Annotated in this window: 12 protein-coding genes; 8 read left to right on the top strand and 4 right to left on the bottom strand. The window is 66.7% G+C overall.

Annotated elements, in window-relative coordinates:
* The first annotated feature begins 8 nt into the window (after positions 1-8).
* From allB to ABD53_RS02875, 4 genes are all read left to right on the top strand, one after another.
* Positions 9-1,388 (top strand): allantoinase AllB, encoded by a 1,380-nt coding sequence (gene allB / locus ABD53_RS02890; protein WP_047864257.1) that lies wholly within the window; start codon positions 9-11, stop codon positions 1,386-1,388.
* Positions 1,389-1,471: 83 nt separating this feature from the next.
* Complete coding sequence (locus tag ABD53_RS02885) at positions 1,472-1,885, top strand: DUF3830 family protein (RefSeq protein WP_047864256.1); 414 nt, start codon at positions 1,472-1,474, stop codon at positions 1,883-1,885.
* A gap of 136 nt (positions 1,886-2,021) precedes the next feature.
* A complete protein-coding gene (locus ABD53_RS02880) occupies positions 2,022-2,819 on the top strand; it encodes an IclR family transcriptional regulator (protein ID WP_047864255.1) in 798 nt (265 codons plus the stop codon).
* 196 nt (positions 2,820-3,015) lie between these two features.
* Entirely contained in the window at positions 3,016-3,813 is a 798-nt protein-coding gene (locus ABD53_RS02875) for an ankyrin repeat domain-containing protein (RefSeq protein ID WP_084709224.1), read from the top strand.
* A 20-nt stretch (positions 3,814-3,833) separates the two neighbouring features.
* On the opposite strand, the gene ABD53_RS02870 is transcribed toward ABD53_RS02875, so the two are convergent.
* Positions 3,834-4,973, bottom strand: a complete 1,140-nt coding sequence (locus ABD53_RS02870; protein WP_047864253.1) for a 5-(carboxyamino)imidazole ribonucleotide synthase — start codon at positions 4,971-4,973, stop codon at positions 3,834-3,836.
* Positions 4,970-5,428 carry a 5-(carboxyamino)imidazole ribonucleotide mutase gene (gene purE / locus ABD53_RS02865; RefSeq protein WP_047864431.1) on the bottom strand — a complete coding sequence of 153 codons (459 nt, stop codon included), beginning with the start codon at positions 5,426-5,428 and terminating at the stop codon, positions 4,970-4,972. The genes ABD53_RS02870 and purE overlap by 4 nt, the downstream gene beginning before the upstream one ends.
* Positions 5,429-5,746: 318 nt before the next feature.
* Here purE and ABD53_RS02860 point away from each other — a divergent pair, with 318 nt between their 5' ends.
* The 4 genes from ABD53_RS02860 (at position 5,747) to rocF (ending at position 10,425) form a co-directional block, all read left to right on the top strand.
* Positions 5,747-6,559, top strand: a complete 813-nt coding sequence (locus ABD53_RS02860) for a hydroxypyruvate isomerase family protein (protein ID WP_047864252.1) — start codon at positions 5,747-5,749, stop codon at positions 6,557-6,559.
* A gap of 45 nt (positions 6,560-6,604) precedes the next feature.
* Entirely contained in the window at positions 6,605-7,492 is an 888-nt protein-coding gene (locus tag ABD53_RS02855; protein ID WP_047864251.1) for a 2-hydroxy-3-oxopropionate reductase, read from the top strand.
* Between the two features lie 42 nt (positions 7,493-7,534).
* Positions 7,535-9,304, top strand: coding sequence for a glyoxylate carboligase (gene gcl, locus ABD53_RS02850; protein WP_047864250.1), 1,770 nt, complete (start codon positions 7,535-7,537; stop codon positions 9,302-9,304).
* 170 nt (positions 9,305-9,474) lie between these two features.
* Complete coding sequence (gene rocF, locus ABD53_RS02845; protein ID WP_235401268.1) at positions 9,475-10,425, top strand: arginase; 951 nt, start codon at positions 9,475-9,477, stop codon at positions 10,423-10,425.
* 33 nt (positions 10,426-10,458) lie between these two features.
* Here the strand turns inward: rocF and gabT are convergent, their stop codons facing one another.
* Together gabT and metG are read right to left on the bottom strand one after the other, a co-directional pair.
* Positions 10,459-11,841, bottom strand: coding sequence for a 4-aminobutyrate--2-oxoglutarate transaminase (gabT, locus tag ABD53_RS02840; protein ID WP_047864249.1), 1,383 nt, complete (start codon positions 11,839-11,841; stop codon positions 10,459-10,461).
* Positions 11,842-11,893: 52 nt separating this feature from the next.
* On the bottom strand, positions 11,894-13,624 hold the full coding sequence (gene metG / locus ABD53_RS02835) for a methionine--tRNA ligase (RefSeq protein WP_084709222.1): 1,731 nt from the start codon (positions 13,622-13,624) through the stop codon (positions 11,894-11,896).
* Positions 13,625-14,101: the final 477 nt, after the last annotated feature.

Below are 14,101 nucleotides of genomic sequence, written 5' to 3'. Positions count from 1 at the left end.
ACGATAGCATGAGCAGCTATGACCTGATCATCCGCGGCGGCACCGCGGTAGAGCCCGGCGGAGAAAGGGCCGCCGACCTCGCCGTCGCCGACGGCAAGATAGCCGCCGTAGAGCCCGATATAGCGGACACGGCCTCCGAGGAGGTGGACGCCCGGGGCCTTCACGTCCTCCCGGGAGTCATAGACGCCCACGTCCACTTCAACGAGCCGGGGCGCACGGAGTGGGAGGGGCTAGAAACGGGGTCCAGCGCCCTGGCCGCCGGAGGCATGACCTCCTTTGTAGAGATGCCGCTAAACGCCTATCCGCCCACCAACGACGCGGAGGCTTTTGAGGAGAAGGTCGCGCTGGCGCGGGCATCCGCCGTTACGGACTTCGCCTTCTACGGCGGACTCATGCCCGGCAGCCTGGGAAATATGGAGGAGCTTGCGGAGAGAGGCGTGGCTGGATTCAAGGCCTTTATGTCGACCTCGGGTACGCTGGACTTCCAGACGGCCGACGATGTTACGCTATACGAGGGCATGCAGAAGGCCGCCGCGCTCGGGCTGCCGGTGCTCGTCCACGCGGAGAGCAAGCAGATCACGGACGAGCTCTCGGCGAGACGGGTCTCGACGCTCCGTACCACGATGCGCGACTACCTAGACTCCCGGCCCGTGGTCGCCGAGCTGGAGGCGATACAGCGCGCCATCCTCTTCGCCGGGGAGACGGGGTGCGCGCTGCACGTGGTCCACGTGAGCACCGGCCGCGGCGTGGCCCTGGTCGCGGAGGCCCGCGAGCGCGGGGTGGACGTAACCTGCGAGACCTGCGCCCACTACCTGGTCCTGACGGAGGAGGACGCCGAGGCGCTCGGGGCGGTCACGAAGTGCGCCCCGCCGCTGCGCCCGCAGGAGGAGGTGGAGTCTCTGTGGGTCCAGATCTCCGCCGGGAACGTCGAGTTCGTGACCTCGGATCACTCCCCGTGCCCGCCGCACATGAAGGCCGGGGACGACATGTTCCGGGCCTGGGGCGGCATCTCCGGCTGCCAGTCCCTGATGAACGTCATGCTCGATGAGGGTCACCACGGGCGCGGCGTCTCGCTACAGAAGATCTCCGGGCTGCTCTCCGGCGGGGTGGCGTCCCGGCTCGGGTTCCCGGAGAAAGGGGCGCTGGAGGCCGGCCTCGACGCCGACCTCGCTCTCGTGGATCTCGACGGGATCTCGACGCTGCATAAAGAGGACCTCTTGTACCGTCACAAGATGAGCCCGTACGTCGGGCGGGCCTTTACCGGAGAAGTGGTGCGCACGCTGGTGCGCGGCAACACGGTCTACAGGGAAGGGAGGGTGGTGTCGGATGCGATCGGTGAGCTAGTCAAGCCGGAGCGCCGTACAGCCAGAGCCGTCTCCGGCGAGTAGAGTTCGCGGAGAGATCCGAACGGAGAAGGCCGGAACCGGACAGGAACGAACAAGGCGAAAGAAAGTGAAAGGAGCCTAGCCGAATGAGCGACGTAAAGATTACCGCCGGACCGTACGAGTTTTTGGCCCGCTGGGAGCGGGAGAGATCACCCAAGACCTGCGAGGCGTTCGAGAAGCTGTTTCCCTACCGCCAGAAGCTGATCCATGTCCGCTGGAGCGGAGAGTCTTGCTGGATACCCCTGGGAGACTACGACCTCGGGGTTGGCGTGGAAGACGCGACCAGCGCGCCGCAGGCGGGTGAGATCCTGTTCTACCCCGGCGGTGTCTCCGAGACCGAGATCCTGTTCCCCTACTACGGCACCATCTTCGAGAGCAAGGCGGGACGCCTCGCGGGCAACCACCTGCTGACGCTCACCGAGGGCCACGAGAACCTGTACGCCCTCGGCCAGATGACGCTCTGGGAAGGGGCCCAGGATATAGTCTTCGACCACGCCTGAGCGCCGGGGAGTCTGGAGCGTAGCGCGGGCCGGGGAGGCTTTCTTACCTTTTATACGAGATCCCGGTTATAATCCCTCTCGCATATTCCGAGGTACGGAAGTGTGGTTCTAGAGTATCCAGGGAGAAAGGCTTAACTTGTCGGAGTCCACGGATAACGGCCTGTCCGAGCAGCGTCCGGGCGGGGTTCAGTCGCTGGAGCGGGCGCTGGACATACTGGAGGTTCTTGGCCGCTCGGACGAGGAGCTTGGTGTTAGCGAGATCGGCGAGGAGGCGGGGCTCGCCAACGGCACCGTACACAGGCTGTTGGCGACGCTCACCTACCGGGGATACGCCCGCCAGAACCCCCGGGGCCGCAAGTACACCCTGGGGGTGAAGACCCTGATCCTCGCCTCCTCGGCCCGCGAGCGGCTGGGGCCTTTCTCGCAGCCGTTCCTGAGAGAGCTCATGGAGGCGAGCGGCGAGTCCTCGAACCTCGCCACCCTGGACAAGACGAGCGTGATCTACCTCGAACAGGCGCCCTCCCCGCGCATGGTTCGGATGTTTACCGAGCCGGGCAACCGGGTCTCGCCCCACTCATCCGGCACCGGAAAGGTGCTCCTCGCCTACCAGCCCCCGCACGTGGTGGACTCGATCCTGCGCCAGACCGAGCTGCCGAGGTTTACCCGGTACACGATCACCGATCCCGCCACCCTCAAGGAAGAGCTGCACCTCATCCGGGAGCAGGGCTACGCCCTCGACTCCGAGGAGATGGAGGAGGGCGTGCGCTGCCTGGCCGCCCCAATCTTCGGCCCCGACGGCAGCATAGTCGCCGGCATAAGCCTCTCCGGCCCCGTCGGGCGTCTCGGCGACACCAGGCTAGAAGAGCTGATTCCGCTCATAAAGCGCATAGCCCGCGAGTTCTCCGAAAGTCTGAGCCAGACCCTGTCCACCTAGCCGCCCGGTCCCGTGGAAAGCTCTCCAGAAGACTCATGTCGGATGGTCCGCACGCCTTTGTATCGCGGCCCCGAGCCGCCGCCACGGACCGGAGCCGGACGTTTGGCGGCCGGAGCTGCGTAACCGGGGTAACCGCGGGGCGGGGCCCGAAAGCCCCCGCAGTGACACCGGGAGGGAGCCGCTCCGGGCGAAGCTGATGGTGGCCGTGGCTGTCGTGGCGGGGCTCGTGTTGTTGATCTCCGGTTGTGGCCCCGGCTCCACGGCGGGAGGTACGGGCGCGGACGGCACGACGGCTCCCGCTGCGGAGAGCCCGGAGGGTAGCGCCCGCACGGCCGGAGGCGGCGCGGGAGGAGCCGCGCCCGCCAGAGCGCCGGACAGTACTAGAGCGAGTGAGGAGTCTGATATGGATTTGATCTCCGCTGCGGGTAGCGGCGAGGGCCGCGAGGTACGGACCCTTCTGGAGGGTGGCGCGGACGTACACGCCCGTGACGAGAGCGGCGCAACCCCCCTCATAGCCGCCGCCTACGGAAACCACGTCGAGGTGGCAGAGATCCTAATAGACGCCGGTGCGGACGTGAACGTCAAGGACGAGACCCGTCAGAGCGCCTACCTCATCTCCACCTCCGAGGTCGGCGACGATCCCCGCTTGCTGGAGCTGACGCTGGCGAATGGCGCGGACGTACACAGCCTCGACAGCTACGACGGGACGGGTCTGATCCGCGCCGCCGAGCGCGGGTACACCGGGATCATCGAGCGGCTGCTAGAGACGGATACCAGGGTGGATCACGTCAACAACCTCGGCTGGACCGCCCTCCTCGAAGCCATAATCCTCGGGGACTGCGGACCGGCCCACATCGAGGTCGTGCGGCTCCTGATCGGGGCCGGAGCCGACGTGAGCCTCGCCGACGGCAACGGCGTTACCCCGCTACAGCACGCCGAGCAGCGAGATTGCGACGCCATCGCCGGGCTCCTGCGGGAGGCCGGCGTGCGGTAGGCTCTCTGCCGATCCCTGTGCTACGCGGAGGCGGTTAGCCTCTCGCGCGCCTCCCGGACCATATTCTCGGCCGCCTCCGCCGTGTCCGCGACGGCGGTGAGATGGCCCATCTTGCGTACCGGACGGGCCTCCGCCTTCCCGTACAGGTGCAGCTTCACCTCCGGCAGGGAGCACACGGCCTCCCAGTCCGGCTCGCCGCCGGACCAGAGGTCCCCGATCAGGTTCGCCATCGCTGCGGGCCGCGCCTGCCCAGTGCCCCCGAGCGGCAGCCCGCAGACCGCCCGGAGCTGCTGCTCGAACTGTGAGGTCACCGCGCCCTCGATGGTCCAGTGTCCCGAGTTGTGGGGGCGGGGCGCGATCTCGTTCACGAGCAGCTTCCCGCCGGGAGCCAGGAAGAACTCCACGCAAGCCGTCCCGACGAGATCCAACGCCTCGAAGATGCTCCGCGTTATCCCGACTGCCTCCCGCTCTACCTCCGGCGGCACGTCCGCCGGGGCGACGGTGACGTCCAGGATGTGCCGGTCGTGCGCGTTCTCCACCGCCCCGTGGTGGGCGAACGAGCCGTCCACCCCGCGAGCCGCGACCACCGAGATCTCCCGCTCGAAGTCCACCCGGGACTCCAGGATCGCCTCTCCCCCCACGGCCTCCCAGGCCTCATCCGCGTCCTCCGCGGCGTCGAGCCTCGCCTGCCCCTTGCCGTCGTAGCCGAACCCCGCCGTCTTGAGCACCGCCGGAGCCCCGATCTCCCGCAGCGCCCCTTCTAGCGCCGACCTCTCTGAAACCTCCCGGAAAGGTGCCGTAGGGTATCCACCGGCGTGCAGAAAGGTCTTCTCCCGCAGCCGGTTCTGCGCCGTGCGGAGCGCCTTCTGGCCGGGCCTCACCGGCACGGCGGACGAGACCTCCTCCACGGTCGCCGCCGGGACGTTCTCGAACTCCAGCGTCACCACGTCCACGCCACGGGCGAAAGTCGCCACGGAGCTCCGGTCGTCGTAGTCGGCGTTCCACTCCCGATCCGCCACCTGCCCCGCCGGGCTGTCCGAGCCCGGCGCGTACACGTGTACCCGGTAGCCCATCCGCCGGGCGACGAGCGCCAGCATGCGTCCGAGCTGACCGCTCCCGAGCACCCCTACCGTCGCGCCGGGCAACACTGGCCCGCTCACGAGAGCTCCGATTGCAGGGTTTCCCGCGCCTGCTCTTCCCGGAACTCCCGTAGCCTTTCGCGCAGCTCCGGGCGGCTGTTGGCGAGGATGGCGACGGCGAGCAGGGCGGCGTTGGTGGCCCCGGAGCGCCCGATGGCGAGCGTGCCTACCGGAACGCCGGCTGGCATCTGCACGATGGACAGGAGCGAGTCCTCGCCCGAGAGCGCCCGGCTTTCGACCGGCACGCCGAGCACGGGCACGGTAGTGTGGGCGGCGACCATGCCCGGCAGGTGGGCCGCACCCCCGGCACCGGCGATGATCGCCTCCAGCCCACGCCCCTCGGCCTCCTTTGCGTAGGACGCCATGAGATCCGGCGTCCGGTGCGCCGAGATCACCCGCCGCTCGTGCCCGACCCCGAACCGCTCCAGCGTATCCGCCGCGTGGCGCATCGTCTCCCAGTCGGATGCGCTGCCCATGATCACCCCGACGACGACACCGTCTCTGCTTCCCGCTGGCTCCAAGAACCCGCCCTTTCTCAACCCCTTTACCCGGCCAGAGCAGCCTCCCAGTATGCACAATACCCGCCAGCTCTGCGGCCCCTGATCCCGCCCGTCTGGCGTGCCGCTTGCAAGTACAGCCCGCAGAGGAGCACCCCACATATCTTTCAATATACGGAATAAATTTTCTGTCAAACGATACTTGACGCGGAGAGGCGCACGGATCTATACTAAATTCCGCAACAGAGATTGGTAATTTTGCTTTGTGGAATATGTTCGGCTCATGGGGGTGGGTAGATGAAGTTTTGTGTCAACGTTTCGATACTGTTTAAAGAGGCTCCGCTTCTGGAGCGTTTCGGGCGGGCTGCGGAGGCCGGTTTCTCTGCGGTCGAGTTCTGGTGGCCTTCAGGGGAGGATCTCGGCGAGGTCGAGCGTGCGATAAAGGATGCGGGGCTGGAGGTTGCGCTGTTCAACTTCGACGCCGGGGACATGCCGGGCGGAGAGCGGGGGCTCGTGAGCGACCCGTCGCGCAGGGAGCAGTTCCGGGATAACGTGCCGGTTGCGCTGGATCTCGCGGAGCGGCTCGGCAGCCGGAGGTTGAACGTCCTTGCTGGCCACGAGATACCGGGCATGGACCGCGCCGAGCAGCTCGCGCTGGCGCGGGAGAACGTACAGTTCGCCGCCGACGAGGCCGCCGGGCGCGGGCTCGAGGTCGTGGTCGAGGCGGTAAACACCTTCGAGAACGGGCCGTATCTTTTGTACACCACGGATCAGGCCTCCGAGTTCGTGCACAGCGTCGGGCGGGACAACGTGAAGCTGCAGTACGACGTGTATCACATGCAGCGGATGGAGGGGAACCTGGTTGCCACCATCCGGGAGCACATAGACGAGATAGCCCACATCCAGGTCGCGGACTCGCCGGGCCGGGGCGAGCCCGGGACGGGTGAGATCCGCTACCCCTACGTGCTCGAGCAGATCGAGGCCAGCGGCTACGACGGCTACGTGGGCCTGGAGTACAACCCGACCACGCAGACGACCGAGGAGAGCTTTGGCTGGCTGCCCGAGCGGGTTCGCTCCAAGGGCGGCGGCGTCGCGGATCTGAACCTGTAGCCCGCGCGCCGCGGGGCAACCGGAAAGCGTAAAGAGGAGGATTCGATGGCTGAGAAGATAGGGTTTATCGGGCTCGGGATCATGGGCGCTCCCATGGCCCGCAACCTGGTCGAGGCCGGGTACGACGTTACGGTCTACAACCGGAGCCGGGGCGCGGTGGACGAGCTGGAGAAGGCCGGCGCCACCGGCGCGTCGAGCCCGCGGGAGGTTGCCGGGGCGAGCGACGTAATCATCACCATGCTCCCCGACTCGCCGCAGGTAAGAGAGGTCGTGGAAGACGAGGGTGGCATTCTGGCGGGTATCGAGTCAGGCGCGCTCGTCGTGGATATGTCCACGATCTCACCCGTCGTTACCGAGGAGCTGGCCGCGAAGATACAGGAGGCCGGCGCTTCGATGCTCGACGCCCCCGTCTCCGGTGGCGACGTCGGCGCGCAGCAGGGGACGCTCTCCATCATGGTCGGCGGCTCCGAGTCCGACTTCGAGCGCGCGAAGCCGCTGTTCGACGTGATGGGCGGCACCGTGAACCACGTCGGCCCGACCGGGGCCGGACAGGTCGTGAAGGCCGCGAACCAGGTCGTCGTGGCGCTGACCATCGAGGCCGTGTCGGAGGCTCTCGTGCTCGGCTCCAAGGGCGGGGTCGCGCCGGAGAAGGTCCTGGACGTGCTCGGCGGCGGGCTCGCTGGTAACAAGGTGATGGAGGTCAAGCGCGAGAAGTTCCTCTCGCACGACTTCTCGCCCGGCTTCCGCTCCGAGCTTCATCACAAGGACCTCGGCATCGCGCTCGCGGCTGCGAGGGAGTACGGCATCTCGCTGCCGAACACGGCCGCCGTGGACCAGATGCTGCAGACGATGAAAAAGAAGGGCTGGGGCGGGGAGGACCACTCCGCGCTGCTGCGGGTCATAGAAGACCTCTCCGGCCACGAGGCCAGATAGCCGGAGCCGGATAGCAAACGGGGAAGGGAAAGGAGACGCCGCATGGCGACGATGAACGTTATGGACGCGGTCGTTAAGGTGATGGAGGACGAGGGGGTGGAGGTCGCCTTCGGGGTGCCGGGGGCGGCGATACTGCCGCTGTACAAGGCGATGAGCGCCTCCGGGGAGATACGGCACTACTCCGTCCGGCACGAGGAGGGCGGCACCCACGCCGCCGACGGCTACACCCGCGTGACGGGCAAGGTCGGCATCAACATTGGCACCTCGGGGCCCGCTGGTACGAACATGATCACGGGCCTCTACACCTGCCAGGCCGACTCCATACCCCAGATCTGCATTACCGGGCAGGCCCCGACGACCGTGCTGCACAAGGAAGCCTTCCAGGCCGTGGACATCGTGGAGATCGCAAAGCCCGTCACCAAGTGGGCCGTGCAGGTAAAGGAGCCCGCACAGCTAGTGTGGACCTTCCGCGAGGCGTTCCGCATCGCCCAGGAAGGCAGGCCGGGTCCTGTTCTCATAGACCTCCCGCTCGACGTGCAGAAGTCCGACATCGAGGTGGACTTCGACCCCGAGCGCGGCGGGCGGCTTAGCTTTCAGAAGCCCGCGGCGAACCCGAACGCGATCCGGCAGGCGCTGGAGATGATCCTCGCCGCAGAGCGTCCCATCCTGATGCCCGGCGGCGGCGTGAACATCTCGGACGCGGCGGATGATCTCGTGGAGCTCGCGGAGTATCTGCAGGTCCCCGTCTCGCCTACCTACATGGGTAAGGGTGTCATAAACGAGGATCATGCGCTGCACGTCGGCACCGTCGGCCTCCAGACCCAGCAGCGCTACGCCAACCAGGCCCTGCTAGAGAGCGACCTCGTGGTCGGCGTCGGGAACCGCTGGGCCGAGCGCCACACCGGCGACCTCGACGTGTATCGGGGCGAGCGGAAGTTCGTCCACATAGACATCGAGCCCCAGCAGATCGGGCGCGTCTTCCGCCCCGACCTCGGCATAGTCTCCGACGCGAAGTTCGCCCTGGAGTCCATGAACTCCCTGGTCAAGGACATGACCGACCAGCGGGAGCCCGGCGAGTGGGTCGAGCGCGTCGGCGAGCTGCGCTCCACGATGCTCAGGAAGATGGACTTCGACGACGTGCCGGTAAAGCCCCAGCGGGTGTTCAAGGAGATGAACGAGTTCTTCGACGAGGATACGACGTTCGTCACGGCTATAGGGCTGTACCAGATCTTCTCCGGCCAGTTCCAGAAGACCTACAAGCCCAAGCACTACCTCTGCTGCGGGCAGGCCGGCCCCTTGGGCTGGGAGGTGCCGGCCTGCATCGGGGCGAAGCTCGGCCGCCCCGAGAGCACGGTCGTCGCGGTGGTCGGCGACTACTCGTTCCAGTTTCTTATGGAGGAGTTGGCGGTCGCCTGCCAGTACAAGGTGCCATACGTAATCGTGATGATAAACAACGCCTACATGGGGCTCATCCGCCAGAGCGAGCTTAACTACGACATGAACTACGCCGTGGATATCGGCTACGAAGGCCCCGACAGCGAGTACGGCATAGACAACGTCAAGATCATGGAGGCGACGGGAGCCATCGGGCGGCGCGTGAAGAACCCGGACGAGATACAGGACGCGCTCGCCTGGGCCGTAGAGACCAGCGAGTCCGAGCAGGTTCCGGTGCTCGTCGAGGTGATGGCCGAGCGCGAGACCAACGCCGCGATGGGCCTCTCGATAGACAAGATCAACGAGTACGAGCCCATAATAGACGGCGTCAAGGAAGGGGCCGGCCACATCGTCGGCGGCGTACCCGAGAGAGACTAGTAGAGCCTGAAATACGTGAACCCAGGCGGGCCCTGCTTATGCGGGGCCCGTCCTCTACAATGCCACACCGGCGGTGATCTAACACAGAGACTCCGGGACGCACCGCGCAGACGCCCGGTCCGGTAGAGGCTACTCTTACTGCCTCACCGGAGGAGCAACGGCATTCGGAGGTGCTGATCGTGGGAGCGGGGCGTCCTGGCAAGCCGAAGGTAGAGGTCATAGGGGTGCCGATGGACCTCGGGCAGGACCGGCGCGGGGTGGACATGGGGCCGAGCGCCCTGCGCTACGCCCGCGCCACGGCCTGCCTGGAGGAGCTGGGCTACGAGGTGAACGACCGGGGCAACGTGCAGGTGCCCATCCCGGAGGTAGTCGAGCGTGGCGGCGGGCTGCCGCACCTGGACGTGATCCGGTCCACCTGCCAACGAACCGCCGAGGAGACGTCCGAAGTCGTCGCGGGGGGCGGGTTCCCGGTCTTTCTAGGGGGGGATCACTCGATCTCCATCGGCACGATCTCCGGCGTCGCCTCCGGTGCCGCTTCTGGCGCGGCGGGGAGGACGGGGGCGATCTGGGTGGACGCCCACGCGGACTTCAACACCCCGGAGACCTCTCCCTCGGGCAACGTTCACGGCATGCCGCTCGCGACCCTGACCGGCAGGGGCCACCCCGACCTTACCGCCGTCGGCGGCCCCGAGCCCGCCCTACGGCCCGAAGACATCGTGATAATCGGGTTGCGCTCGGTGGACCCGGTAGAGCGGGAGGCGCTGCTGGAAGCCGGGGTCAAGGTCTTCACCATGTCTGACATAGACGCCCACGGCATCCACGACACCGTACGCCGGGCCGCCGGCGAGCTTTCTCATCTGGACCGCGTCCACCTCTCCTTCGACCTGGACGTGATGGACCCGGACGTGGCCCCCGGTGTCGGCACCCCCGTGCGGGGCGGGCTAACCTACCGGGAGGCGCACCTGCTCGCCGAGCAGCTACACGCTTCGGCCCTGATCACCTCTCTGGACATAGTCGAGGTGAATCCGATGCTGGACGTGAAGAACGGTACCGCCGAGCTCGCCGTGGAGCTCCTGGAGAGCTTCATGGGACGCCGCATCCTGAGCCTGCCCGTCAGATAGCTCTCTTATAGCTCTTTTCGAGAACACGGAGCCCTACGTAGACCCCGCGACCGTGGGCTGTCTGCCGGTATGGGCCGGATGGGAGCCCCGGGCAACCTCTTCTATGCAGCCTTCGAGGACGTCTAGCGCCTCGTCTAGCTGGGAGTCGGTTATTACCAGCGGGCTCAGGAAGCGGAGGCAGTTGCCCTTCACGCCGGCCGGGGTTATGAGAACGCCGCGACCGGCGGCCAGGTCCAGGATCTCCTTGACCTCCTCCTTTGCTGGCTCCTTCGTTTCGCGGTCGCGGACGAACTCCACGGCGCTCATCGCCCCGAGACCGCGCACGTCCCCGATCATGTCCACCCGCTCGGCCAGAGCGGAGAGACGCTCCCGGATCTTCTCCCCGATCTCCCGCGACCGCCCGAGCAGGTCCTCCTGCTCGAACTTGTCCAGAACCGCCAGGGCGCTCGCTATCGCCACCGGGTTGCCGGGGTAGGTCCCGCCGAGCGAGCCCTCGACCGGCGCGTCCATTACCTCGGCCCGGCCAACGACCGCCGACAGCGGCATCCCTGCCGCCATGGACTTCGCGAGCGTTACGAGATCCGGCACAACCCCCGAGTGTTCGCAGGCGAACATCCTGCCCGTCCGGCCAAAGCCGCTCTGTACCTCGTCGGCGATGAGCAGGATGCCGTGCTCCTCGCACTTACGCTTGAGCGCCGGTAGATAATCGTCCGGCGGCACCACGAAGCCGCCTTCCCCGAGCACGGGCTCCACGATCACCGCCGCCACCTCCGTGGCCGGGACGTGCTTCTCGAACACCCCGTCCAGCATCCCGGCGCACGCCTCGCCGAAGGTCTGCCCCTCAAAAGGTTCGACCGGCGGCCGGTAGGGGTAGGCGTAGGGCAGCCGGTACACCTCCGGGGCGAGCGGCAGGAATCCCGTCTTGTACGGGGTGGTCTTGCTCGTCAGGGAGAGCGCCATCGAGGTGCGCCCGTGGAAGCCGCCCTCGAAGGAGATCATGGCCCGCCGCCCCGTGTACGCCCGGGCTATCTTTACCGCGTTCTCGACCGCCTCCGCGCCGGAGTTGAAGAACGCGGCCTTCTCCGCGCCCGGCACGAGGCCCGTAAGACGCTCCGCAAGCTCACTGTAGATGGAGTACGGAGCGACCGTGTAGTCGGTGTGGACCAGACGTTCGAGCTGCTCTCTGGCGGCGGCAAGCACCTCCGGGTCCGAGTGCCCGACGTTCATCGTGCCGACGCCGCCGGCCAGGTCTATAAAGGTGTTGCCGTCCACGTCGGTTAGTAGAGCCCCTTCGGCCCGCTCGATCGCGGCGGGAAACCCTAGAGACAGCGCCCGGGCCACGTGGCTCTCGTGGCGCTCGATCATCTCCCGGCTCTTCGGGCCGGGGACCTCTGTTACAAGCTCTATCTCTGACATCGGGGACCTCCTGCTATGCGAGTTCTCTGTTCTGCGTCTCTGTCCTGCGGTTTTACGCCCCTTCGCCGCCGGTCGCGGCGTTCGTCAGCCGGCTCTCCGCCGCGTTTACCTCATCGTCCTCGATGCGCCGGAAGAGCGGCCTTGCGCCGGAGACCCCGAACCTCTCCGGCAGCCCGCCCTGCTCGTCCGGCATCGGGACCGCCGGGCCGTCGAAGAATCCGCCCAGGGACTCCACCGCCTCCGGGACGTACGGCGCGGCGTGGAAGGCTATGGACTGCAACATGACCGCGCAGGCGTAGAGCGTGGCCCTGGTGCGCCCCATGTCCTCCTTGCGCATATTCCAGGGGGCCTCGGAGTCGAAGAACTGGTTCGCGCGGCGTCCGAGGGCCAGAAGCTCGGAGAGCGCCTCGCGCGGGCGCTCGTCGCGCATCCTGGCGTCGTAGCGGCGCTCTATCTCCCGGAAGTCCGCGAACGCCTGTAGCGCCTCGGGGTGGAGCTCGTCCGGGCGCTCCAGCACGCCGTCCGCGTACTTCTCGGTAAACGACAGCACGCGGTTTACGTAGTTGGCGAGGTTCCCGATGAGGTCGGAGTTGACCCTGGTCTGGAAGTCCCGCCACGAGAAGTTTACGTCCGCCGTCTCTGGCAGGGTGGAGGCGAGATAGAAACGCAGGGCATCGGCCGGGAAGCGGTCCAGCGCCTCGTGCAGCCACACCGCGAGGTTACGGCTGGTGGACATCTGCATGGCGCGTGGCTCGCCGTCCACCACGACTTCGAGGTTCATGAACTCGTTCGCGGGCACGTCGTAGGGGAGTACCCAGGGCTCTCCGCCGCCCTCTGCCGCGCCCATGAGCATCGCGGGCCAGACTACCGTGTGGAAGACGGTGTTGTCCTTGGCGATAAAGTGGATCATGCGCGTGTCCGGGTCCTGCCAGTACTCGCGCCAGCGGTCGGGCTCGCCTATCCTCTCGGCCCACTCCATCGTCGAGGAGATGTAGCCTATCGGGGCGTCGAACCACACGTAGAAACGCTTGTCCTCGAAACCCGGCTCGGGGACCGGCACGCCCCAGCTTATGTCGCGGGTAATAGGACGCTGCTCCAGACCGCTCTCGATCATGCCAAGGATGAAGTTCTTGACCGTGCCGCGCCAGTGCTGCTGGCTCCCTATCCACTCCTTCAGACGCTCTGAGAAGTCCGGCAGGTCAAGGTACAGGTGGGTCGTCTCGCGGGGCTCTGCCGGGCCGCCGGTGGTCTTCGAGTAGGGTTCTATTAGCTGGTACGCCTCATACCAGCGGCCGCAGTTGTCGCACTGATCCCCCCGGGCCTCACGGTAGCCGCAGTAGGGGCAGGTCCCCTCGACGTAGCGGTCGGGCAGGAAGCGGCCCTCGGTCGGGCTGTACATCTGCAGGCTCGCATCCTCGGAGATGTAGCCGCCCTCCTTGAGCCTGCGGTAGATCATCTGCGTGTTCTCCGCGTGCAGCTCGGTCGAGGTGCGCGAGAAGTTGTCGAAGCTGATCCCGAACCGGGCGAAGGTACCCTTCATGTGGGTCCACCAGTGGTCCACGACCTCCCGGGGCGTGGTGCCCTCGCGCTCGGCGGTCAGGGTTATGGGGACGCCGTGCTCGTCGGTGCCGCAGATGTATATGACGTCCTCGCCCCGGGCGCGGAGGTAGCGCACGAAGATGTCCGCGGGGAGGTATGCGCCCGCGATCTGACCCACGTGCAACGGGCCGTTCGCGTAGGGCAACGCCGAGGTGACCAGGTATCTAGAAATCTTCTCTGCCATGCTACAGAGGATAGCATTTGCCCGGTGAACCGGCCCGCGGGATGTCTGGCCTCCGGTGTCCCGCCAGACGTTGTCACCAGGCTGTCACCAAGCGGGAGAGCCGGGTCCAGAAGAAGTGCCTACCCTGTGCGGCCGCTGCGCAGCCGGGAGCTCGCTCCCGGCGCACCGAAGCCTCCTCGCCATAGCCCCGGACCCGGCTAGCGGCGCAGGCTCGGCCCGCCCATGGCAGCCGGATTTAAAGTTACAAGGTTGACCCGGCGTATGAGCTCACTAGTAGATGCGAGTAGATGCGAGGCTCTGAAACCCTACCCGCGTCCAATCGCCGGACTTGTGAAAGGTGGTTGCAACGACTCTATGACGTGCTCCGCGTGTCCTCGCAGGGGAACATGAGGAGGTAACATGGGGAGAATTCGGGCCCGGGAGCATCCCGGCTTATAAGCCTCTACCGCAAACCCCAGAGCCAACCTCGGTGGCCGT

The sequence above is a fragment of the Rubrobacter aplysinae genome (genome assembly GCF_001029505.1).
In the GTDB taxonomy this organism is placed as follows: Bacteria; Actinomycetota; Rubrobacteria; order Rubrobacterales; family Rubrobacteraceae; genus Rubrobacter_A; species Rubrobacter_A aplysinae.
The sequence above is the reverse complement of the archived record's forward strand: the minus strand, read 5'-3'. Positions and strand labels throughout refer to the sequence as shown.